Genomic DNA, 21,930 nt, shown 5'->3' on the forward strand with positions numbered 1-21,930 from the left:
AAGGTGCTGCTGCGGAATCTGTCCGAGGGCTTCTAGATAAACATGTGCAGGAAAAGGTAGCTCAACGCTCCGAGCGCCCCAGCCACGGGGAGCGTCATCATCCAGGCGAGCAGAATCTGCCCGACGATGCCCCACCGAACCGCGCTCAGGCGCTTCGCCGATCCCACGCCCATGATGGAGGAGGAGATCACGTGCGTGGTGCTCACGGGGGCGTGCCACAGAGTCGCGCCGAGCACGACCACGGCCGCGGCCGTCTCCGAGGCGAATCCGTGTACCGGCTGCAGGCCCATGATCTTCTTGCCGACGGTCTTGATGATGCGCCAGCCGCCAACCGCGGTGCCGAGGGCCATCGCCGAGGCGCAGGACACCTTGACCCACAGGGGAACGGTTACCGAGTCCTGCAGCCCGGCCACGACGAGCGCCATCGTGATGATACCCATGGACTTCTGCGCGTCATTGGAGCCGTGAGTGAAAGCCATGAAGTTCGCCGAGATGATCTGCAGCACCTTGAAGTACTTGTTCAGCTTTGATGGCGCCTGCTGGGCGAAGATGTTCATTACGATGATCATGAGTATCATCCCGCCCAGGAACCCCGCGATCGGCGAGAAGACAAGTGACGTGAAGATCTTCCCCAGCCCCTCCACGTTCAGCGCGCCCCTGCCGAAAGCCATGACCACGGCGCCTATCAGCCCGCCGATCAGCGCGTGGGATGAACTGCTCGGCAGACCCATCAGCCATGTTATCAGGTTCCAGATGATGGCGCCGAGGAGAGCCGCCAGAACCAGCAGTTGGCCGGAATCGCCTCTCACGCTGGTCGGGTCAATAATCCCGGAACCGATCGTCTTCGCGACCCCGGTCCAGATCATCGCGCCGATGAAGTTCATTGTGGCCGAGAGGATGATTGCGTTTCGTATGGAGAGTGCCCTGGTGAGCACGGAGGTCGCTATCGCATTGGCCGTGTCGTGGAAGCCGTTGATGAAGTCGAAGGTGAGGGCGAAAACGACTACCAGCCCGAAGATTATCAGCTTGGTCTCAGGCATTCTTCACCACGATGCTTTCCAGGACATTGGCCACGTCCTCGCACCTGTCGGTCGCCTTCTCCAGGCGTGCAAATATCTCGAGCCACTTCGCGACCTCGAGCGGCCGTGACTCCTCCCTGAAGAGCCTGCGCAGCGCCTGCCGATAGACCTCGTCGGCGTCGTTCTCCAGCCTGTTGATCTCGACGCATGGAGTCAGTATCGCGTCAATGTCGCGAAAGTGCGATAGAGCGTGCACGGCGTCTCGTATCTGCTCCGTCGAGGCTATCAGTATCCGCGCCAGCTCGGCGGCTTCCTCGAGAGGCTTCTCGACCCCGTAGAGCTTCATGCGGTCGGCGGATGCCTCGATGTAGTCGAGCACGTCGTCCATGCAGGAGGCCAGCGAGTGGATGTCTTCGCGGTCGATCGGCGTTACGAAGCTGTCGTTGAGACGCTTGCATATCCCGTCCGTGGCGCAGTCTATGGACTTCTCCATGTCGCGCAGCACGCGGCATTTCTCGTCAACATTCTGATAGTCCGTGATCAGATCGTGCAGGCAGACGGCGGCATCAACGAGCGCCCTCGCGATGTCGTCGAAGAGATCGAAGAAACGTTCCTCGGTCGGCATGAAACGGAATCTCTTCACGCAATGCCTCCTGCCTAAGCGCTCTTTAGCATCACGGACTCGATGATGTCCGCGACGTCTTCGCACTCATCAATCGCGGTCTCGATCTGGTCGTAGATCTCACGCCACTTGAGGGCCTCGATGGGATTCTCGTGCATCTGGAAGAGCTTTGAGAGCGCCATGCGGTTTGCCTGATCACCCTCGTTCTCCAGCCGGTTGATGGCGACGCACGCCTCCCGGACGATCTCCGGCTTCTTCAAATCACGCAGGCCGTAGACCGCCTTCACGGTTTCCTCAGTTGCCTGGGCCAGGATGCTGCACAGCTTTATAGCTTCGTCGGTAGGCTCTGCGACCTCGTATAGCGCCATGCGGTCAACCGCCGCCTCCACGAAATCCATGATGTCGTCCAGGGCGCTGGCGAGTTCGTGGATGTCCTCGCGGTCGAGAGGCGTTACGAAGGTCATGTTCAGCTTGTTCATTATCGTGTGCGCGACTTCGTCAGCATCGTGTTCCATTGCGCGCAGCTTGAACGCCGCATCCTCGACGTCCTTGTAGTCCGTCACGAGTTCGTGCAGGCGGTGCGCGGCGTCGTTCACCATGTCCACCTGTTTCTCGAACATATCGAAGAACGTGTCCTGTCTCGGCAGTAACCTGATCATTGCAGCTCACTCCTTCGCCCGTCTCAGCCTCGCGGATTCACGACCAAAGGTCAGCATGCATGACGCGCTGACCCGATTGATGTCGCCTCGCCGCGCAGGCCGCCGGCTGACCCACCGTCTCCGTCCGCGATGCCAGACCGGGCGTATTGTATCAGCGCGCTGCGGACATTGTCAATGCACGGTGGATTGTCGGCCGGTTCGGGCAACAAAACATCTTCGCGGCTCGTATACAGGCTCAGGAGGTACGTACCATTGAGGAACAGATCGCTTCTCACTATCGCAATCATCGCCGCCCTTGCCGCAGGCCAGGCGGTAGCCCAGACCGTACTCGTCGGTCCTGCTGCCGACGGTTCGGTTGCCAATCTCGACCCCGCGTGGTCGCCCGATGGGCGCTCGATAGCATACGTCCGCTACGCCTGCGCCTCGGCGAGCGCTCCGGGAGTCCCCGCCGCAAGCATTCATGTTGCATCGCTCGTGGGCGGCGCATGGAGGCACCGTGAACTGCTCAGAGACGCGGATTCACCCGCGTGGTCGCCCGATTCGAAACGGATCGCCTGCCACAGCGGCGGCCTCGTACTGGTGGATGTCGCCACAGGCAAGACGCGGCGATTGGTTTCGGACAAGAACCAGGCCGTCCAGATTCCTATCGCATGGTCTCCGAACGGCCTCTTCCTGCTCTACGCGATGACCTGGCCGGACAAGAAGGCCGCTTACGTCATGAACGTCAAGACAGGGGCCAATGTCGGCGGGGTCGTCGGGATAGGCGGGGCTTGGACCAATGCGGGCAAGCTCGTCGCATGGACCCAGGGCACCGTCGAAGCCGGTCTCGATGCCGCCGGTATCCGGCTGGTTGATCTCGGAACCGGCAAGTCCGTCGCATTGGCTAAGGGGACGTGGCCTGAGGAGGTGTTTGTCACCAAAGGCGACGCCGTCGCCTATGTGCGCATCAGCCACGCCCCTCCCAAGGGTGAGGGCCTGTACAGGCTGAATCTGAAGAACGGCCAACTGGGAAAGATTCAGAGTCTGCGGGCCGAGCAGGTCGTGTGGAGCAGAGACGGCGCTCGGTTCGCGTCAGTCGCGAAACTCATACCCACCAAAGGCGCGCCGCCTGAGATGAACCTGTATCTCGGCAACACAAAGGACTGGCAGTTCAAGGTCGTGAGCAAGGGGCTTGTCACTCCGGCCGGGGACGTAGGCTCCATCAGTTGGTCACCCAACGGCAAGTCAATCGTCTGCTCAACCGGCGACGGCGGCCTGAGGATCGTGAAGCTGTGAGTCGTACCGGGGTCTGCGGAAGCGGCTTCCGTCTGCGAAGCATGTGATCTGGAGATGGTTGCTCCTGCAAGGTGACTGACAAGAATGGGCGGGGATCGCCGAATCCCCGCCCATTCCCTTATCCGATCTTCCGGCTGCCGTGTCCCGTTTCCTATCCTGCTCCTGCCGGCATCTCCTCCAGCTTGATCATGATCACCTGCGACTGGCCCATCCGCCACACCGAGAGCCTCACCACGTCGCCGACTTTGTGCTTGCCTATCTCATCGACGAGGTCGTCCGGTTTCGAGACCTTCTTGTCGTCTATCTGCACTATGATGTCTCCCTGTAGCAGTCCCTTCCTCGCCGCAGGACCGTCGGCGACCGTCTGCGCTACGACCACCCCCTTGGGCGGCTTCAGTCCCCGCTGCTCATACCACGCGGCGAAATCGCCGGAGAGTTCGGCGAGCTGAACCCCGATCCAGGGGCGGACGATTCGGCCCTTTTCGATGAGCTGAGTCGCAACCGTGCGCGCTGTGTTGCTCGGGATTGCGAACCCGATTCCGATGTTCCCCTGGCCCGGTTCGGTCGAGAATATCGCTGTGTTGATGCCTATCAACTGCCCGTCAATATTTGCCAGCGCCCCTCCGCTGTTACCGCGGTTTATCGCGGCGTCGGTCTGTATCGCTTCCGCCAGCACCTTTCCCGGGCCTACCGGCAGGTCGGTCCGCTTCGTGGCGCTGATCACGCCGACGGTTACCGAGTTGCCGAATCCGAGGGGGTTGCCGACCGCGATCGCCCAGTCTCCCGCGCGTATTGCGTTGGAGTCGCCGAAAGCCGCCGCCGGGAGGTCCTTCCCATCCACCTTGAGCACCGCCAGGTCCGTCCGCGCGTCGCGCCCGACGAGCTTGCCGTTGAGCCTGCGTCCGTCTGCCAGCCTCACGGTAATCTTGTTCGCTCCCTCGACGACGTGGTTGTTGGTCAGAACGTAGCCGTCCTTGCTGATGATCACGCCGGACCCCTGACCTACCACCTGTTGCTTCATCGGCGACATCGGTATGCCGAAGAGCTGCTCGAACGGGCTGGATACGGCCTGCTCGCCGATGGTGTCGATGTTCACGACGGCCGGTCCCAGGCGAGCTACCGCATCGGCTATGATGTTGGCCTTGCGGCTCAGGACGGCCTTGCCCGGATCGCGGCCCAGGTTGGCGATCGCGCTCTGCTTACCGCCCGGAGAGATCGTCGTGTACCCGAGTTCCCTCAATACCCAGGCGCACGCACCGAATCCCAGGACGAATACGAGCACGTACGGGATGAGTTTCTTCACGGAACGCCCTCCTAACCGATGCTCTTCATCAGGTTCGCCATCTCGATGGCGGTCTCGGCCGCATCGAATCCCTTGTTGCCGACCTTCGTGCCGGCGCGCTCGATCGCCTGCTCGATCGTGTCCGTCGTGATCACGCCGTAGACGCACGGCACCTCGGACTGCAGGCCGGTCTGCGCGATGCCCTTGGTGACCTCGGCCGCGAGGTACTCGAAGTGCGGAGTCGCCCCGCGGATCAGCGCCCCCAGGCAGATCACCGCATCGTACTTGCCCGACTTCGCCATCTTCTGGGTCACCACCGGAATCTCGAACGTCCCCGGCACCCATGCGACGCTGATGTCCTTGTCGGCGGCTCCGTGCCGCAGGAGCGCATCCATCGCCCCCTCCAGCAACTTACCTGTGATGAACTCGTTGAATCGGCTTACGACGATGCCGAACTTCAGTCCGTCAGCAGTCAGCTTTCCCTCGAATGTCTTTGCCATCTCTACCCCCTTGGGGAAATTCGAAACCCGAAGCCCGAAATGCCCTCTCGAATGTCGAATCTCGAGTTTCGTACTTACGTGTCCAGCATGTGTCCCATCTTGTCCTGTTTCGTCTCGAGGTACCGTTGATTGACGCGGTTTGGCTCGATGACGAGCGGTACTCGCTCGACGATCTCCAGATCGTAGCCTTCCAGTCCCGCGAGCTTAGCAGGATTATTGGTCATGTAGCGTATCTTCTTGACGCCGAGGTCGAGCAGTACCTGCGCGCCGATCCCGTAGTCACGCAGGTCGGCCGGGTATCCGAGTCGCTCGTTGGCCTCCACGGTGTCAAATCCCTGGTCCTGAAGCTCGTAGGCCCTCAGCTTCTCCACGAGGCCTATTCCGCGCCCTTCCTGGTAGATGTATACGAGCACGCCCCGGCCTTCCTCGGCGATCCTCTGCATCGCCCCCTCGAGTTGATCCCCGCATTCGCACCTCATGGAGTGAAGCACGTCGCCCGTAAGGCAGCTCGAATGTATGCGCACCAGCACCGGCTCGCCGTCCGACACGTCGCCCATCACCAGTGCTATGTACGGGTTTTCCTCGATCGGCGTTTCATAGGCGTGGAGCCTGAACTCGCCGTACCGCGTCGGCAGATGAGTCGTCACCGCGCGGGTGATCAACTTTTCGGTCCGCCGCCGGTACTTGATCAGGTCTGCGATGGTGGCGATCTTTAGCCCGAACTCCTCCGCGAGACTCTGCAGTTCGGGGAGGCGCGCCATCGTCCCGTCCTCGCTCATGATCTCGCACAACACGCCGGCCGGGTATAGCCCCGCAAGCCGTGCGAAGTCCACCACGGCCTCCGTGTGGCCGGAACGCTTCAGCACTCCGCCGTCCTTGGCCACGAGCGGGAAGATGTGCCCCGGCCGGGCGAGGTCCGATGGTTTCGTCGCGGGGTCAATGGCGACCTTGATGGTGTGCGCGCGGTCGTACGCTGAGATGCCCGTCGTCGTGCCGTGTACGGCGTCAATCGTGACGGTAAACGGCGTTCCCAGGAGGGCCGTGTTGTGGCCGACCATCATCGAGAGATTCAACTCCTCGGCGCGCTTCCTGGTCATCGGCAGGCATATCATCCCCCGTCCGTGCTTCGCCATGAAGTTGATCGCGTCAGGCGTGATGTGCTCCGCCGCCATGATGAAGTCGCCCTCGTTCTCGCGGTCTTCATCATCTACGACTACGAGAATCTTGCCCTCTCGTATCTCCTGTATCGCCTCTTCGATCGAACAGAACGCCAATTCTCGCTCCTGCCAGGTCCCATTGGTCCCATGTGTCCTATAGGACCTATGCGTCCAGAAACCCGCCCTCTTCCAGCAAGCCCATCAGCCGGTCGTCGGAGTCGGGTTTCCCCACAAACTTCAGTACATACTTGCCTATTATATCAGTTTCCAGGTTGACTCTGCCACCCACGGACCTGTCCCCGAGGGTCGTCGCCTCGAGCGTGTGTGGGATCACCGCCGTCGTGAACCAGTCGCGCCCGAGGTCTGCGACCGTCAGGCTGATCCCGTCAACCGCGATCGAGCCCTTCTCCACGACGAACCGCATGACCTCCGCCGGCGCCTCGAACCGGAAGATCATCTCCCCGCCCGACCCTCGTACCTCACGGACGATGCCTACCCCGTCCACGTGGCCGAGCACCATGTGCCCGCCCATGCGCGCGCCCGCCCGAAGTGCCCGCTCCAGGTTCACTGCTTGACCGGGATTCAAGTCGCCCAGGGTGCTCCGCTCTACCGTTTCCCGCACGACGTCGAACTCGATCTGCCTGCCCTTGATCGAAACAGCGGTGAGGCAGACGCCGTTGACCGCGACGCTGTCGCCGATCGCCGTGCCCTCCGCGACCGCGTGAGCCTCGATCGTGAGCCTGAGTCCGCTCGAACTCGGCTGCGTCCGCAAGATCTTGCCTTTCTCTTCAACTAAGCCCGTGAACATATCTCTGATCCCCGTCTGACACGTCGGAAACGCCCACTTGGTTGTCAGAAGTTGAACTCCAACGCAACGTCATGCCCAAATCGTCGGACCCGCGGCTTTGAGGTGGAGTACGCATCGGCCATCAGCTCGACGCCCTCTCCTTCTACCGGCGACTTCGCGTCCCGGCCGCCCGCGATCTTCGGCGCGATGAAGATCAGCCCTCGGTCAACGAGCCCCGCCGCGATCATCGAGGCGGCAAGCTCCCCGCCGCCCTCCAGCAGGAGGGTGTGGATCCCCATCTTGCCGAGTTCGACGAGCAGGCAGCGCAGGTCGATTCGGCCATCGTTATCCTGAATACCCAGAATCCGCACGCCCGCACTCCGCAGCTTGCCCAGATTCGCCTCCGGAGCGCCCTGCTTCGTCACGATGATGGTCGGCGCCTCGCCGCTCAGCACCTTCGCATCGGCGGGCACTCGCCCCTCGCTGTCTACCACTATCCTTATCGGCTGATTCTTGATATTCTTGGCGTTCTTGGCGTCTTGGCGGTTCCCGATCCGGGCCGTGAGCGATGGATTGTCGGCCAGCACCGTCCCGATGCCGACCATGATCGCGTCCGACTGAGCGCGCAGCCGGTGGACGTATCGTCTCGATGCCTCGCCGCTCACCCAGCCTGAGTCGCCGGTTCGCGTGGCGATCTTGCCGTCCAGCGTCATCGCCGCCTTCCAGAGCACGAACGGCCGCCCGCAGGTCACGCGTTTGACGAATCCGCGGTTCAGTTCCCGTGCCTCGGACTCGAGCAGCCCGATCTCGACCTCGATCCCCGCCGCTCGAAGCGCCTCGATCCCCTTGCCGGCGACCAGTGGATTCGGATCCACCATCGCGGCGTAGACCTTCCGAATCCCGGCCTTGATGATGGCATCCGTGCACGGCCCGGTCTTCCCATGATGGCAGCACGGCTCCAGGTTGACGTAGAGATCGGCACCGTGCGCCAGGTCGCCCGCCGCGAGTAGCGCGAAAACCTCCGCGTGCGGCTCTCCGGCCCTTGGGTGATATCCCTCGCCGACAACTCGCCCCTCTCTTGCGACCACAGCCCCGACCATAGGGTTGGGGCTGGTTCGTCCACGCCGCGCGAGCCTCAGAGATCGTTTCATGAACCGGCTATCCGTCATCTGTGGGCGTCCGCGTCCATCGGAGATTCGTGATCCCTCAGTTCCTCGCAGTTCTGCTTCCTCTCCGCGCCGAAGCGAAGCACGACCTGCTTCAGGTCCGCCATCGCCATCAGCACCACCGCCACCGCGAGCGAGAAGCACGCGAACCACCATCCGACCGCCGCCAGCGGGTGATACGTACGGGCCGGACCGTCGCCGACCAGGATCATCGCGAGTATCAGAAGGATGAAGAGGCCGGACAGCAGGCGCAGGGCTTTCTGCCTGCGGTTGACGAGCCGCTCGCCGGTGATCCAGCCGCGAATCTCCATGAAGATCAGCACGACCACCAGCGCCATCCCGAATGCGAACACAGTCTGCAGGATCGGCGAACCCATTGCATCACCCCGCGCAAGCGGCCCTGAGGGACTCGATCGCACTCTTGAGGCCGCCTACGTTATCGAAGACGAACGATCCTGCGACGAGCACGTTCGCTCCGGCGGCGACTATCCGCGCGCACGTGTCGAGGTTCACTCCGCCGTCAACGTAGATGTCGAGTTCGGGCGCCATCTTCCTCGCTTCTGCGATCTTGGCGTACATCGCCGGGATGAACTCCTGCCCGCCGAACCCCGGGTTCACCGTCATGATGAGCAGCAGGTCAATGTCCTCGATCACGTTCTCTATCGTGCAGAGCGGCGTGGCCGGGTTCAACGAGACCCCCGCAAGCGCGCCGGTCTCCTTGATCTGCTGGATCGTTCGGTGAATATGCGGGCACGTCTCGACGTGAACGGTGATCGAGTCGCATCCGGCCTTGACGAAATCCTCGAGGATCTCCTCCGGGCGCTCGATCATCAGGTGGCCGTCGAATCGCAGGTCGGTCTTGTCCCTGATGCTGTGGACCACAAGCGGCCCGAATGTGATGTTCGGAACGAACCGGCCGTCCATCACGTCGAGGTGCAGGCAGTCCGCACCGGCATCTGCCGCCGCGCGCACATCGCGTTCCAGATTGGCAAAATCGGCCGACAGGAGCGACGGAGCGATCTTCGACTTCATTTCTTCAGCTCCTTGATAAGCTTGTCGTCTATGTAGATGCGGATCGAGACCTTCTTCCCGATGCCGGGAACGGTCTGTTCGATGACGTCGCCGGGATGCGCGATCTCCGAGTAGACCACGTTCTCCCCGTAATCGTCCACGACCGTGATCTGGATCATCTGGTTCTCTCGCCCGGAAGGGACTTGGAAAGCCACGTCGAAGTAACGCGGCTTTGCCGGAATCTCCGTGCTTCCGCCCGACGATGTGTCCTCGGACAGCGAGAAATCCTCTTCCGTTGGTTTGGGTCCGAGGCTTATCACCAGATCAACCGGATCGTTCCGCATGAGTCGCGTGCCCGGCTCGGATGACTGCTTGATGACGTTGCCGGCCTCGACGGAGTCGCTGTATTCCTGCGTGACGTTGCCCGCCGTAAGGTTCGCGTCCATCAGGCGCTTCCTCGCGGTCTCCTCGGGCAGGGTGGTCAGCCTCGGCACGCGCGCGTACTTCGATCCCCTGCTGACCCATACGTCAACCGTCTTGCCGGCTTTAATCGTTCGCCCTGGTGCCGGGTTCGAGAAGTAGACGAAGCCCTCCGCGTACTTCTCGTTGAACTCTTCGGCCTTTACTAACAGCCTGACCTTGCTCTCGGCCGCCATCTGCCGGGCCGTCGTTATGTCCTTGCCGACGATCTCCGGAACCTGTGTCTCCCCCGGGTTCATCCACACGAATGCTATCACTGCGGCGGCTATGACCCCTATGATCGTCACAGTGATGGCGAGCGTCCTGAGAATCATCGAGAGCACCGCCGGCTCGGAATCGTCCATCTCCGGGTCGTCCTCGAGAATCGGTTCGAGCATCCTGGTCTTCGTCGGAGGCGACCACGTCGTAGTGCCGGGCAGGTCGAGGCCCTCGCGGACCGATCTCAGATCGTTGAGCATCGCCTTGGCAGATCGAAACCTGCCTCCCGGTTCTTTCTGCAGGGCGCGGGTGATCAGGGCCTCGAATGCCTTCGGGACTCCGGGGTTGCCCGCCCTGATGGAGGGTATCGGGTCCCTGCCGTGCTTTATCGCGATTGCGATCGGGGTGTCCGCATCGTACGGCACGTTCCCGGTCAGCAGTTCGTACATGATGATCCCGAGAGAGTATAGGTCCGACTGCGCCGTCGCGGCGACCCCCTCGGCGACCTCCGGGGCCATGTAGTGTACCGATCTCATCATCGCCGTCGTGCGGACGGATTGGGAGGCGCTGACGGCGCTGCCGACCCAGAAGTCCGTCAGCTTGACATAGCCTTCCGGTGTGACGATGATGTTTCGCGGTCTCAGATCGCCGTGGACGAAACCCCGTCTGTGCGCGAAATCGAGCGCGTCGCAGATGGCGATGCCGAAGTCAACTGCGGTTGCGAGGGTGAACGGGGCGCTTCGATGGATTCGCTCCTTGAGGTCTACGCCCTCGACGTATTCCGTGACGACGAAGTACGAGCCGTCCTCCTCGCCGCAATCGTAGACCGCCGCAATGCCGGGGTGGGAGAGGCCGACCATCGCCTGCGCCTCGACCAGCATCCGTTCCGCGAACATGCGGTTGGAGGCATGCTGGGCAAGAAGTGCTTTGACGGCTACCGTTCGGCTGTCAATCTTGTCGTCGGCCCTGTAGACCGTGAAAAGGCTGCCGTCCCCGATCTTTTCTTGAACCTCATAGCGGTGCTTGAGCACAGTGCCTGTCAAAGACCCCTACTCCTGTGCCTGGTTCGTACTCGTACCCCTGCTCGTACTCGTACTCGGCTTTCTTCTTCCGAGGCGACTCACCATCCGCCCGCAGGACAGCCCCGCGAGGATGATGAGCATCGCCCAGTATGTATACGTGAGATCCAGGCTCCTGGTGCCGAAGTACCTGTCCAGGAACTGCACGGCCACGATCACGAGCCAGACCGACCCCACGATTTCGCTTGCCAGTTCACCCAGTTTGCGCATGTTTGGTACTCGTTCCGGGTCAGACCGGTCAGACTTGCAGCTTCACCTGCATCCCCAGCGCCCGCACAATCACCGCGGGCGTCACATCGTCCGAGACGAACGCCGAGCCGATCTCTTTTGCGAGCACGAACCGCAGCTTCCCGTGCGCTATCTTCTTGTCGAGCTTCATCGCCTCGACGACAGCTTCCGGAGTAACATTGGTGGGGGGCCTGTACGGCAGTCTCGCCCGGACCAGCAGGTCCGCGATCCGCAGGGCGAGCGACTGATCCGCTATCCCTATCTGATGCGATATCAGCGCCGCCGTTACCATCCCGATCGCCACCGCCTCGCCGTGGAGCAACGTCTTGTACCCCGTGAGCGACTCGATCGCATGGCCGACTGTGTGCCCGTAGTTCAGGACCGCGCGAAGGCCTGACTCCCGCTCATCGCGCGTGACGACCGACGCTTTGAGTTCGACAGACCGCCGGACTACGTGCGCCAGCGGCCCTTCTTCGAGGCGCATCACGGCGGGCAGGTTTCGCTCCAGATAAGCGTAATACTCGCCGTCGAGGATTATACCATGTTTGATGACCTCGGCCAAACCCGAGCCGAACTGCACCTTGGGAAGCGTCCGAAGCGTTCCGGTGTCAGCAAGCACGATCTTGGGCTGGTAGAACGCGCCGACGAGGTTCTTGCCCCTCGGAAGGTCCACGCCGACCTTCCCGCCGACGCTCGCATCTACCTGGGCGAGGAGCGAGGTCGGCATCTGCACGAAGTCCACGCCGCGCAGGTACGTCGCCGCGACGAAGCCGGCCAAGTCGCCGACCACCCCGCCGCCTAGCCCGATCACCATGCCGGTCCGGTCAATGCGGTGGTCGAGCATCTTCTCGTAGACGCCTCGCACGGTATTCAGTGTCTTGTACCGCTCGCCTGCCGGGACGGTGATGACGTGCGCGGTGATGCCTGACTCTTCCAGGCTCTTCACGACGCGCGCGGCATAGAGCTTCCCGATCCGGGGATTGGTCACGATCGCAGCCGCTCGCGCCTTCGTCACCCCGGCGATCAGCTCGCCGGATGCCTCCAGCACCCCCGCGCCGACGTGCACGTCGTAACTCCGCTCACCAAGCCCAACTCGAACAACGCTCGTGCTCATACCAGTACTCCTGATCGTACTCGAAAGCCGACATAAGAGCCTGCTCCACGGCTGGCGTCTAGCATGCCTCTCTACCCGTGATTCTCCAAATAGTCATCCACTGCCGCTGAGATCTCTGCCACCACGGGCTGCAACTCCTCGCGCAGTCTCTCAACCGTCATCCTGCCAATCTCGATCTTCTTGCTGCCAACGCCGTTCCACGCGCCCCCCAGTGCCAGCAGGTCCGCGTAGTAACGCCTCATGTGTGCTTGCAGATTCCGTCTTCGTTGCTGATAGCGCTCTATGAGGCCTGGGGAATAGTGGCCCCCGGCCTGAGCCTGGGTCTCATACGGGTCTATCTCCCAATGCAGGTACACCCGAAAGGTGGCTGTCCTTCCCGGGACCGCTCGCTGAAACTGGGGCTCGATGTGTATGAAGGTCGGCAAGTCACCCCCGTTCGATGGGAAATGCCATGCAGCCTTTGACATGGCGCATGCGTAGAAGTGGCGCCCTGGTGGATTCCAGTCGATGAAGTACTCAATCTCCAAGTCGTCTGGTAAGGTTAGCGCTCGCAGTACGCTCTGGAACACCTCATATCCGGCGTCCGAGTCCAACACGTCCTGCACACACATGTCCGCATTGACCTCCTCGTCTGATGCTTATCCCTGATGTACTCATTCCTGTTCACCCCAAGTGCTCTCAGAATGTTCTCGTCCACGCCTGAATCCCTCACGCCGTCATTGAGAAAATGGAGTGGCAGAACCCCCCACCACTCCATCGCTCCAATACTCCGTTACTCCTCGAAACCGCTCACTCCAATCGGTCGAGCGGCTTCAGTCCCGCGTCCCAGGCCGCCGCCTCGATCCCGTCGAGGTTCTCTCCCTTGACGACGAACGCCGCCCGCTTCCCGCGTTCCAGGATACACCCATAGGCGTCGGTGACGTTCAACTGTGCCTTCTCGATCGCCTTCGATAGCGTTACGAGCGCGCCCGGCCTGTCCGGGATCTCGATGCATGCCACCGGGCTCAGCGCGGCGGCGATCCCCGCGCCCGAGAGAATGTCCTTCGCGCGGACAGGCTCGGCCGTCAGGATCTTCAGCACCCCGAACTGCCCCTCGTCGGCAAGCTCCAGCGCCAGGATGTCAACTCCCGCGTCACCGAGCAGTTCGGCCACCCGTGACAGCTTGCCGGGCTTGTTCTCAAGGAAGACTCTGACCTCGTTATACATGGCGATCTCCTATTACATGTCAGACCGTTCTTCGATATGCTGCGCTGCTCAGAACTAGCGGGTCCCGTCTCCCGGGCAATCCACACCGTCAGCACTGAGTAGTCCTGGCGAATGACAGGACGTATCGAAGTGTGGCCTACTCCTGTCAATCTCTCTCGTCAATCACGCGCTTAGCCTTGCCCTCGCTCGCGGGCAGGCCGCCCGGCTCGATGATCTCGATGTTCACCGTGAACCCCACCTGCTCCCTGAGTTGCCTGCCGAGTTCCGTCCGCAGGTCTCGCAGCCGCTCGATGGAGCCGTCGAACTCCGCCTTGCCGATCTCAACCTTCACCGTCATCTGGTCTAGCGATTCCTTCTGGCTCAGGTGGATGACGTAGTTCCCGCCGAGCCACTTGTGCCGCATCAAAACTTCTTCGATCTGGCTCGGAAAGACGTTCACGCCTCGGATGATCAGCATGTCGTCAGATCGGCCTACCATCCTTGCCATCCGCGCGTGGGCGCATCCGCAGGGGCACTGGCCGTCCAGAATGTGCGTCAGGTCGCGCGTGCGGTAGCGGATGATCGGCATCCCGGTCCGGCGGAGGGTGGTCATCACCAGTTCGCCGACCTCGCCGGGCTTGACCGGCTGGAGCGTGTCCGGGTTGATGATCTCGACGAGGTACGCATCCTCCCAGACGTGCATGCCGTTCTGCTGCACGCACTCGAACGCCACGCCCGGGCCGTTCATCTCGCTGAGCCCGTAACTGTTGAATGCCTTGAAGCCGTAGAGGTCCTGCAGCTTGAGGCGCATCTCTTCAGTGTAGGGCTCGGCCCCGAGCGCCGCGATCTTGATGCCGAGCGATCGGGGATCGTCGCCCTCCTGTACCATCCGCTCTGCGACGTGCATCGCGTAGCTCGGAGTGGCGTGGATAACGGTCACATGGAAGTCGCGTATGAGCAGAATCTGACGAGCCGTATTCCCCGCGCCCGCCGGTATGGTCCACATCCCGAGCCGCTCGGCTCCGTAGTGGAGTCCCAGCCCGCCGGTAAAGAGCCCGTAGCCGCTCATGTTCTGGAAGACGTCGTGCGGGCGAGCGCCTGCGATGTGGAGCGATCGGGCCATCAACTCGGCCCAGCAGTCCACGTCCTCCCGAGTGTGGAAGATCGCGGTCGGCTTGCCGGTCGTGCCGCTCGAGGTGTGCATGCGGATGATGTCGTCCGCGTTGACGGTGAGCATCCCCGTCGGGTAGCTGAGCCTCAGGTCGTCCTTGCTGGTCAACGGCAGCTTCGAGACGTCTTCCAGCGACTTGATGTCGCCCGGCTCGATGCCGACTTCCTTGAACTTCGCAGAGTACCACGGCGATCTCGATGCCTGTGCGACGCTCTGCTTAAGCGCCCCGATCTGCCACGCGGTCAGTTCATCGCGCGACATCCGCTCGAACCGCCCGCCGATTCTGTCGTCTAGCTGTTCCGCTTTTGTCATGCTGTTACCTGATGAAGCTTCTTGAGCACCCACGCCATGTTCCGGCCGAGGGTGGTCATCGTCCTCAGGCCCTCCTCGTCGGATTCGACCGCGCCGGCCTCACGCCCGATGCCGATGTTCCAGTAGCTCGACCCCGGCACGATCATCTCCTGGATGAAGAAGAAGTGGTTGAGTGTGTCGAACGTGTGCATTGCACCTGCGCGGCGGACCGCCACCACCGCCGCGCCGACCTTCCGCCGGAACATGCCCTCGTTCGCGCGGCCGACGAACCCTGCTCGGTCGATGAGGGCCTTCATCTCGGCGGTCACGTCGGAGAAACACGTTGGGGACGCCAGGATGATCCCGTCGGCCTGCGCCATCTTCTCGATCACCGGGTTGAGGTCGTCCTTGAACGCGCACTGCTTATCGAGGTTCTCGAAGCACTTGTAGCAGGCCGCGCAGCCGTGGATGCGCTTGCCCGCAAGCTGCATCATCTCCGTCTCGATGCCTTCCGCCTCGAGTTCCTTGAACGCCGTCCGGATCAGGATGGCGGTATTCCCATCCTTCCTTGCACTTCCGTTGACCGCTAGAACCTTCATCCTCGGCTCCTACTTCCACTTGTGCTCGAACTTCTGCAGACTGTCGTAGCCGCGCCACATCATCAGGTGATCGACGAGCGTCATCGCCACCATAGACTCCGCGACCGGGATGATCCTTGACAGCAGGGTTGGGTCGCGCCGGGTGATCGCGCCCAGCGGCGCCTCTTCCATCTTTTCCATGTCAATCGAGGGCTGAGCGACCGACACCGTCGGCGTCGGCTTCACGGCCATTCGCATCACCAGGTCCTCACCGTTCGATATGCCGCCAAGGAATCCGCCCGAGTTGTTCGTCTTGAAGCGGACCTTGCCTTCGTCGTCCAGGTACGGGAAGTCGTTGCACTCGGAGCCCTTCATCTCGCCGACCTTGAACCCCGCGCCGAACTCGAGGCCCTTCACCGCGCCGATGCTCATCAGCGCGTGGGCGAGGCAGGCGTTCAGCTTGTCGAATACCGGCTCGCCGAGACCCGCCGGAACCCCGCGGGCGATTATCTCTACGACCCCGCCCGCCGTCTCACCCTCGTCCTTGATCTCCATCACACGGGCGATCATCTTCTCGGCGGCCTCTTGGTCCGGGCAGATGATGTGGTTCTTCCGCGCCTCTTCCTCGAGCTTCTCGAACGGGGGTATGTTCGTCGCCTCGATGCCCATGCAGGCCTTCGTGTAGCCGACCACCCGGATGCCCTCGGTCGCGAGGATCTTCTTCGCGAGAGCGCCGGCCGCTACGCGCATACACGTCTCGCGCCCGCTCGCTCGGCCCGCGCCGCACCAGTCGTTGAACTCGCCGTACTTGATGAAGTGCGTGTACTCCGCGTGGCCCGGACGGATCAGGTCCTTCACGTCGCGGTACTGCTGGACGTGGATGTCGTGCCGATCAACGTTGTAGATGATCATGCCGACCGGAGCGCCGGTTGTCTTGCCTTCGAGCAGCCCCGCGCAGATGTGTACCTGGTCGGTTTCCTTCCTGGGCGAATCGAGCGGAGTCTGCCCGGGCCGCCTTCGGTCCAGTTCCTTCTGTATCTCGGCGTCGGTCAGTTCCATGCCCGCGGGCACGCCGTCCACTATGCAGACCAGCGCGTCGCCGTACGACTCGCCGCATGCGGTCACTCTGAACAGCCTTCCGAATGTGTTTCCTAGCAAGTGCTATCCTCCCTCATAGGTCCCATCAGCCCCGCAGGTCCTGTTTCTGTCCTATGTTTGCTCCCGCGGCCTGCATCAACTCCACGAAGTTCGGGAAGGTGATCGAGACCGCCTCGGCGGTGTCAACCTCAGTCGTCCCGTCGCACCCCATACCCGCGACCGCCAGCGCCATCACGACGCGGTGGTCCGAGTGCCCGTGGACCTCCGCCGCATACATCCCGCCGCCCTGGATGACGAGCCCGTCCGGGCGCTCCTCGACCCGCGCGCCCATCTTCGACAGTTCGTGCGCCATCACGCTGATGCGGTCGGTCTCCTTCAGCCTCGCCTGAGCGACGTTCACCAGCCGCGTCTCGCCGTCAGCGAAGCACGCCGCAGCCGCCATCGCCGGGAGCGCGTCCGGGGTTCCCGAAAGGTCGAACTCCCCCCCGGAGAGCTTCCCTCCCGTGATGCGTATTCCCTCAGGAAGCGCCTCGATCCTCGCGCCCATCGCTCCCAACATCTCCACTATCGCCTTGTCGCCCTGCGAATCGTTCATGTCGAGGCCGAGGAGCGTCATCTCCGAGCCGGTGACCGCTGCCGCGCAGAGGAAGAACGCCGCCGACGAGAAGTCGCCGGGAATCTGCTTGTCGAAGGCTGAGTAGCACTGTCCGCCGGGTATCCCGAACTGCTCGAACCCGTCGCGCTCGTACCTGATCTCCTGCCCGTCAAGCCAGCCGAGCGTCATCTCGATAAACGGCAGTTCGCAGGGGTCGTGTACGCGAATCTCCGTGTCGCCCTGAGACAGCGGGCAGTTGAGCAGGAGCGCGCTCAGGTACTGCGAGGTCTTGCTCCCGTCGAGCTCGATTCTCCCGCCCCTCATCGGTCCCCTGATGACGAGCGGCGGCATGCCGTTCCCTCGCGTCGAGAACGCCTCGACGCCCAGTCCTGAGAGCGCCTCCAGGAGCGGGCCTGCGGGTCGGTTCCGTATCTGCTCGTCCCCGGTGAATACCGAGTACCCGTCCGCCAGGGCCGCCGTCCCCATCGTGAGATAGAGCGTCGTGCCGGAGTTGCCCGTGTCGAGTACGTCGCCGGGCGCGATTGGCCGTCCGCCTACGCCTCGAACCGTCCAGTCGCCGTCCCGCTCGATCTCGGCCCCGAGCTTCCCGCAGACGCTCGCCGAGGCGAGCGGGTCCGCGGCCTCGAGCGGGTTTCGGATCGTGCTCGTGCCGCCCGCGAGCGAGCCGACCACGACCGCGCGTATCGTGTGCGACTTGGAGGCCGGCATCAGCGCCGAGCCTGAGAGCTTCGATCTTCCGACCGAGATGATCACGATTCAGTCCTCATACCACCGAGCGGGACGTCGCCGTTCGGGTACGGCATTATAGCCGAAAGGGGGACCCTTGTCAAAGAATCGGTCGGACGGGGTGCGTTTCGCCGGAGCGGCTGCTCGATGAGGTCGTCTGGCGCGCATGCCTGGCTCCCCAGCCCCTGAGCCCGTCCAGTCTTGAGTAGCCCTCAGGGCATATCGAGAGACGGTGGCGACTCCACGTACAGAACGCGAATTGGCCGGGCGGGACACTCGGCAACCGAGCAAAAAAACCGCCGGGTCCGAGGACCCGGCGGTCTGCATGTTCCATTATTACCGGTTTCCCGGTACTGCCTGACTTACTTCCTGCGTCGGATCAGACCCGCGAGTCCGATCAGACCGGTGCCGAGAGCCAGAAGGCTGCCGGGCTCAGGAATCACGTTCGCGTGGAACTCGAGGTTGTCGAACGCGGCCGTCTTCCCGTTCACCGGGTTGTTGTACACAGTGGTCATGCCGGTGCCCAGGAAGATCCCCGCCGCCTCGTGGAAGTTCGCCCAGCGGGCAGTAGTGCTGTCGAAGTTCAGCGTCAGGTTCGGGGAGGTGCTCGACTGGTTGACGCGCCACTGGATAACGCCGGTTCCGCCGCTGTTCGGGTCGCTCGGAACGGTGTAGTTGAACGTCCAGGTGATCAGCACGTAGCTCCATGCATCCCACACGCGCGGGGCTGCCGGGCCTTGGGTGAACGTGAAGCCCGCGCCGCCCGCGACGGCGGTCACGCCGTCCATCTTGCCGACGCTGTAGCTCCACTGCGCGTACCAGTAGTTCGGGTCGCGGCTGGAGGCGTCCTGAATCTGGGCGGTGGCCATCTTGCCGATGTTGTTCTCACCCGCAGCGCCGTAGATGCCTACTCGGGCCTCGGTGGCGTTCAGCGCGAAGCCGGGGTCATATACCCAGCACTTGATGTAGCCCTGCCTGTAGGTCTTGCCGCCGCTGTTCATGTACTGCATGTTCTTGATGGCGGCGTTGTGGAGGCTGCCGGTGCCGCCTCGCTCAACGACCGCCTGCGAACCGCCGATGCCCGCGCCGGCGACTACGTCCACCGGCACCTCGTCGGTGTAGTAGGGGTTGTCTGCGAGCTGCCAGCCCTGCTGGCCGGGGGTGTGAACCGGCGTCGGGGCCAGAGGCCCGGGGGTGTAACCCTGGTTGGCTTCGAAGCCCGTGGACCAGTTGTACGTGTACGCGGACCATGCCGGTACTGTGGCGACAATGAATATTGCCGCCAGGAGCAGTACTTTCTTCATCTTTCTCTCCTTTCCTCTGTGGATGGCGCTTCCTCGTCACTTCGGAAGTCGCCTCTCATCAGGGGTTCTCGGGTTTTGGAACCGTTCCGGTACGGTCTCACAGGGGGTCTGAGCCAATCTCGTCTCGAACTTCTAGGGAGTTCTAAGGCTCTCTGCTCCAGTGATGCAACCCGGACGGCGCCCGGGACCCGATCCCTTTCAGAGGCTGTCCGTCGGACCTGCTCAGCACTGCGCGCTTTGGTGTCGCGTCTCCCCCGGCGTGAGCCGATCGGCTGAGCTTGCTTGTAATTGGTGCACTTGCGTCAGATGTACCACTTACAATACGAATCATACACCCGACCCCCCTTTCTGTCAAGACCTCCGGCGAAAAACCGGCAAAAATACCAGGTTCCGCCCGGTCTCGGTGGCGCATCGGTGGGATGCCGGTATCTCGATGTCAGTCGGGCCGCCTCGTCGCGGACCCCCCGGGCCGTTCTCCTCGAGTAGCCGCTTCCGTGGCATATCGAGACGCTGACCCACTCTGATCGGGGTTGTCTTCGCAGGCAGACCAACCGACCCCCCCGAGTAGTCCGCTCCCGCGGACACATCGAGGGGCTGACCCACTCTGATCGGGGTTGTCTTCGCAGGCAGACCAACCGACCTCCCCGAGTAGTCCGCTCCCGCGGACATATCGAGGGGCTCACTCAGCGCGGATCCACGGCGTTCCACTTCGCATCTCGCGCATTTCGGCGCAATCATGCTATACTGCAACAGCGTTTCTCCGTGAACGGGAGGGTCTCCACCGGTATGCAGGAAACAACAGCGACGACCGAAGGCCGCCTGCGCCGATATGCCCCGCTCCTCGTGGGCGCGGCGCTGGTCCTGGTCACGCTTGCATCGTATCGGTACGTGTTCCGCGCCGGCTTCGTCTTCGATGACGCCTTCTATCTTGTTCGGAACGCCCACGTGCGGAACGGCCTGGGGTTCGAGTCCGTGAAATGGGCCCTCAGGGCTTTCTACGGCGCGAACTGGCATCCGCTCACATGGCTCTCCTCGATGCTCGACTACCGGGTCTTCGGCGACCGTGCCGCCGGCCACCACGCCGTCAATCTCCTCTTTCACATCGTGAACTCGGTCCTGCTCCTCGTCGTGCTCAGGCGGATGACCGGCAGTCTGTGGAGGAGCGCGTTCGTGGCGGCCCTGTTCGCCCTGCATCCCCTGCACGTGGAGTCCGTCGCGTGGCTCTCCGAGCGGAAGGATGTCCTGAGCGCGTTCTTCATGCTCGCCGCGATGTGGGCGTACGTCGGTTACGCCGATCGCCCTGGTCTCGGCCGATACGCGCTCGTGACCCTCGCCTTCGCGCTGGGCCTGATGTCCAAACCGATGCTGGTGTCTCTCCCGATTCTCCTGCTGATGCTCGACTGCTGGCCGCTCCGGCGCGTCTCGAGCCTCGGCCCCATGCCCCTCCTCATCGAGAAGCTGCCTCTGTTCGCGCTCAGTATCGCGTCCGGGGTGATAACCTATCTAGCCCAGCGGAGCGGCGAGGCCGTGGCCCGGTTGGACAAGTTCCCGTTCGGCCTGCGTGCCGCCAACGCCCTGACATCGTATGTTGCGTACATCTGGAAGACTCTCTACCCGGCGGGTCTCGCCGCGTACTATCCGTATCCGAAGGAAGGAGTGCCGGCGCTCAGCGTGATCGCCGCCGCGCTGCTCCTGGCGGCGGTGACCTTGCTCGCGGTCCGCCTCGCGAGGTCGAGGCCGTACCTGATCGTCGGCTGGCTCTGGTACGTCGTCTCGCTCATCCCGGTGATAGGCCTCGTGCAGGTCGGCGAGCAGGCGATGGCCGACAGGTACATGTACATCCCGATGATCGGGCTGGGGATCGTGGTTGCCTGGGGCGTGCCGGACCTTCTGGCGCGGCCCGGCGGTGCGGCGCCCGTACAGCCTCCGGTGGCTCGCGGCCTTGCGGTGGTCTCCGCGGCCGTCCTGCTCGCGCTTGCCGCAGTCACGTCCGCGCAGGTTCGGCACTGGGAGAGCGACTACACGCTGTTCAGGCGCGTGGTCGAGGTCGCTCCCGGCAGCGCCCTCGCGCACAGCAACTACGGGCTGGCGCTGGCGGAGAAGGGGGAGTATGACAAGGCGATCGAGCAGTACGGAAAGGCTCTCGATGCCGATCCGACTTACGTGCGCGCATACTTCAACCTCGGCAACGCCCTGAAAGAGACCGGAAGGCCTGATGAGGCCGTACTGCAGTTCCGGGAGGCGCTTCGGATTGACCCGAACTATACCGACGCCAAGGTCGCCGCGGCGAACGTCATGGTGGAGCAGGGCGACGAAGACGCAGCCGCCGCTGAGTACGAGAAGGCACTGGAGGCAAATCCGAATGACCCCGTAGCGCATTACAA

22 protein-coding genes are annotated in these 21,930 nt (G+C 62.8%); 2 read left to right on the forward strand and 20 right to left on the reverse strand.

Going from position 1 to position 21,930, the window contains the following annotated elements:
- Positions 1-32: 32 nt before the first annotated feature.
- The 3 genes from KBC96_06300 to KBC96_06310 are packed head-to-tail and all read right to left on the reverse strand — an operon-like array spanning position 33 to position 2,300.
- Positions 33-1,040 (reverse strand): inorganic phosphate transporter, encoded by a 1,008-nt coding sequence (locus KBC96_06300; protein ID MBP6963999.1) that lies wholly within the window; start codon positions 1,038-1,040, stop codon positions 33-35.
- Positions 1,033-1,662 (reverse strand): DUF47 domain-containing protein, encoded by a 630-nt coding sequence (locus KBC96_06305; protein MBP6964000.1) that lies wholly within the window; start codon positions 1,660-1,662, stop codon positions 1,033-1,035. Before KBC96_06305 ends, KBC96_06300 begins: the two co-directional genes overlap by 8 nt.
- 14 nt (positions 1,663-1,676) lie before the next feature.
- Complete coding sequence (locus KBC96_06310) at positions 1,677-2,300, reverse strand: DUF47 family protein (protein MBP6964001.1); 624 nt, start codon at positions 2,298-2,300, stop codon at positions 1,677-1,679.
- 252 nt (positions 2,301-2,552) lie between these two features.
- Between KBC96_06310 and KBC96_06315 the strand changes: the two genes are divergently transcribed.
- Positions 2,553-3,575, forward strand: a complete 1,023-nt coding sequence (locus KBC96_06315; protein ID MBP6964002.1) for a PD40 domain-containing protein — start codon at positions 2,553-2,555, stop codon at positions 3,573-3,575.
- Positions 3,576-3,726: 151 nt separating this feature from the next.
- Here KBC96_06315 and KBC96_06320 read toward each other — a convergent pair whose 3' ends face one another.
- From KBC96_06320 to KBC96_06400, 17 genes are all read right to left on the reverse strand, one after another.
- On the reverse strand, positions 3,727-4,878 hold the full coding sequence (locus KBC96_06320; GenBank protein ID MBP6964003.1) for a trypsin-like peptidase domain-containing protein: 1,152 nt from the start codon (positions 4,876-4,878) through the stop codon (positions 3,727-3,729).
- 11 nt (positions 4,879-4,889) lie between these two features.
- Entirely contained in the window at positions 4,890-5,357 is a 468-nt protein-coding gene (locus tag KBC96_06325; protein ID MBP6964004.1) for a 6,7-dimethyl-8-ribityllumazine synthase, read from the reverse strand.
- Between the two features lie 74 nt (positions 5,358-5,431).
- A complete protein-coding gene (locus KBC96_06330; protein ID MBP6964005.1) occupies positions 5,432-6,631 on the reverse strand; it encodes a bifunctional 3,4-dihydroxy-2-butanone-4-phosphate synthase/GTP cyclohydrolase II in 1,200 nt (399 codons plus the stop codon).
- A 46-nt stretch (positions 6,632-6,677) separates the two neighbouring features.
- On the reverse strand, positions 6,678-7,322 hold the full coding sequence (locus KBC96_06335; protein ID MBP6964006.1) for a riboflavin synthase: 645 nt from the start codon (positions 7,320-7,322) through the stop codon (positions 6,678-6,680).
- A 44-nt stretch (positions 7,323-7,366) separates the two neighbouring features.
- Positions 7,367-8,470, reverse strand: a complete 1,104-nt coding sequence (ribD, locus tag KBC96_06340; GenBank protein MBP6964007.1) for a bifunctional diaminohydroxyphosphoribosylaminopyrimidine deaminase/5-amino-6-(5-phosphoribosylamino)uracil reductase RibD — start codon at positions 8,468-8,470, stop codon at positions 7,367-7,369.
- Positions 8,467-8,844: a hypothetical protein gene (locus KBC96_06345; protein MBP6964008.1), complete on the reverse strand. Its 378-nt coding sequence runs from the start codon at positions 8,842-8,844 to the stop codon at positions 8,467-8,469. The genes ribD and KBC96_06345 overlap by 4 nt, the downstream gene beginning before the upstream one ends.
- A gap of 4 nt (positions 8,845-8,848) precedes the next feature.
- On the reverse strand, positions 8,849-9,499 hold the full coding sequence (locus KBC96_06350; protein ID MBP6964009.1) for a ribulose-phosphate 3-epimerase: 651 nt from the start codon (positions 9,497-9,499) through the stop codon (positions 8,849-8,851).
- On the reverse strand, positions 9,496-11,199 hold the full coding sequence (locus tag KBC96_06355; GenBank protein MBP6964010.1) for a protein kinase: 1,704 nt from the start codon (positions 11,197-11,199) through the stop codon (positions 9,496-9,498). Before KBC96_06355 ends, KBC96_06350 begins: the two co-directional genes overlap by 4 nt.
- Before the next feature lie 6 nt (positions 11,200-11,205).
- Positions 11,206-11,445, reverse strand: coding sequence for a hypothetical protein (locus tag KBC96_06360; protein MBP6964011.1), 240 nt, complete (start codon positions 11,443-11,445; stop codon positions 11,206-11,208).
- A 28-nt stretch (positions 11,446-11,473) separates the two neighbouring features.
- Positions 11,474-12,577, reverse strand: a complete 1,104-nt coding sequence (gene aroB / locus KBC96_06365; protein MBP6964012.1) for a 3-dehydroquinate synthase — start codon at positions 12,575-12,577, stop codon at positions 11,474-11,476.
- 71 nt (positions 12,578-12,648) lie between these two features.
- On the reverse strand, positions 12,649-13,188 hold the full coding sequence (locus KBC96_06370) for a hypothetical protein (protein MBP6964013.1): 540 nt from the start codon (positions 13,186-13,188) through the stop codon (positions 12,649-12,651).
- Between the two features lie 178 nt (positions 13,189-13,366).
- On the reverse strand, positions 13,367-13,783 hold the full coding sequence (locus KBC96_06375; protein ID MBP6964014.1) for a hypothetical protein: 417 nt from the start codon (positions 13,781-13,783) through the stop codon (positions 13,367-13,369).
- Positions 13,784-13,928: 145 nt separating this feature from the next.
- Positions 13,929-15,245 (reverse strand): phenylacetate--CoA ligase, encoded by a 1,317-nt coding sequence (locus KBC96_06380; GenBank protein ID MBP6964015.1) that lies wholly within the window; start codon positions 15,243-15,245, stop codon positions 13,929-13,931.
- On the reverse strand, positions 15,242-15,823 hold the full coding sequence (locus tag KBC96_06385; GenBank protein MBP6964016.1) for a flavodoxin family protein: 582 nt from the start codon (positions 15,821-15,823) through the stop codon (positions 15,242-15,244). The genes KBC96_06380 and KBC96_06385 overlap by 4 nt, the downstream gene beginning before the upstream one ends.
- Positions 15,824-15,832: 9 nt before the next feature.
- On the reverse strand, positions 15,833-16,960 hold the full coding sequence (gene aroC, locus KBC96_06390) for a chorismate synthase (protein ID MBP6964017.1): 1,128 nt from the start codon (positions 16,958-16,960) through the stop codon (positions 15,833-15,835).
- Positions 16,961-16,985: 25 nt separating this feature from the next.
- Complete coding sequence (aroA, locus tag KBC96_06395; GenBank protein MBP6964018.1) at positions 16,986-18,269, reverse strand: 3-phosphoshikimate 1-carboxyvinyltransferase; 1,284 nt, start codon at positions 18,267-18,269, stop codon at positions 16,986-16,988.
- Between the two features lie 335 nt (positions 18,270-18,604).
- Positions 18,605-19,111, reverse strand: coding sequence for a PEP-CTERM sorting domain-containing protein (locus KBC96_06400; protein MBP6964019.1), 507 nt, complete (start codon positions 19,109-19,111; stop codon positions 18,605-18,607).
- 1,221 nt (positions 19,112-20,332) lie between these two features.
- On the opposite strand from KBC96_06400, the gene KBC96_06405 reads away from it, so the two are divergent.
- On the forward strand, positions 20,333-21,930 hold a 1,598-nt coding region (locus tag KBC96_06405), incomplete at its 3' end, for a tetratricopeptide repeat protein (protein MBP6964020.1).

The organism is Armatimonadota bacterium, assembly GCA_017993055.1.
Lineage (GTDB): Bacteria > Armatimonadota > UBA5829 > DTJY01 > DTJY01 > JAGONM01.

Excerpts from the sequence above, each read along its gene's own strand:
- KBC96_06300 (MBP6963999.1), bottom strand. The coding sequence starts at position 1,040 with ATGCCTGAGACCAAGCTGATAATCTTCGGGCTGGTAGTCGTTTTCGCC.
- KBC96_06310 (MBP6964001.1), bottom strand. The coding sequence starts at position 2,300 with ATGATCAGGTTACTGCCGAGACAGGACACGTTCTTCGATATGTTCGAG.
- KBC96_06325 (MBP6964004.1), bottom strand. The coding sequence starts at position 5,357 with ATGGCAAAGACATTCGAGGGAAAGCTGACTGCTGACGGACTGAAGTTC.
- KBC96_06335 (MBP6964006.1), bottom strand. The coding sequence starts at position 7,322 with ATGTTCACGGGCTTAGTTGAAGAGAAAGGCAAGATCTTGCGGACGCAG.
- ribD (MBP6964007.1), bottom strand. The coding sequence starts at position 8,470 with ATGACGGATAGCCGGTTCATGAAACGATCTCTGAGGCTCGCGCGGCGT.
- KBC96_06345 (MBP6964008.1), bottom strand. The coding sequence starts at position 8,844 with ATGGGTTCGCCGATCCTGCAGACTGTGTTCGCATTCGGGATGGCGCTG.
- KBC96_06350 (MBP6964009.1), bottom strand. The coding sequence starts at position 9,499 with ATGAAGTCGAAGATCGCTCCGTCGCTCCTGTCGGCCGATTTTGCCAAT.
- KBC96_06360 (MBP6964011.1), bottom strand. The coding sequence starts at position 11,445 with ATGCGCAAACTGGGTGAACTGGCAAGCGAAATCGTGGGGTCGGTCTGG.
- aroB (MBP6964012.1), bottom strand. The coding sequence starts at position 12,577 with ATGAGCACGAGCGTTGTTCGAGTTGGGCTTGGTGAGCGGAGTTACGAC.
- KBC96_06370 (MBP6964013.1), bottom strand. The coding sequence starts at position 13,188 with ATGTGTGTGCAGGACGTGTTGGACTCGGACGCCGGATATGAGGTGTTC.
- KBC96_06375 (MBP6964014.1), bottom strand. The coding sequence starts at position 13,783 with ATGTATAACGAGGTCAGAGTCTTCCTTGAGAACAAGCCCGGCAAGCTG.
- KBC96_06380 (MBP6964015.1), bottom strand. The coding sequence starts at position 15,245 with ATGACAAAAGCGGAACAGCTAGACGACAGAATCGGCGGGCGGTTCGAG.
- KBC96_06385 (MBP6964016.1), bottom strand. The coding sequence starts at position 15,823 with ATGAAGGTTCTAGCGGTCAACGGAAGTGCAAGGAAGGATGGGAATACC.
- KBC96_06400 (MBP6964019.1), bottom strand. The coding sequence starts at position 19,111 with ATGGCCACCGCCCAGATTCAGGACGCCTCCAGCCGCGACCCGAACTAC.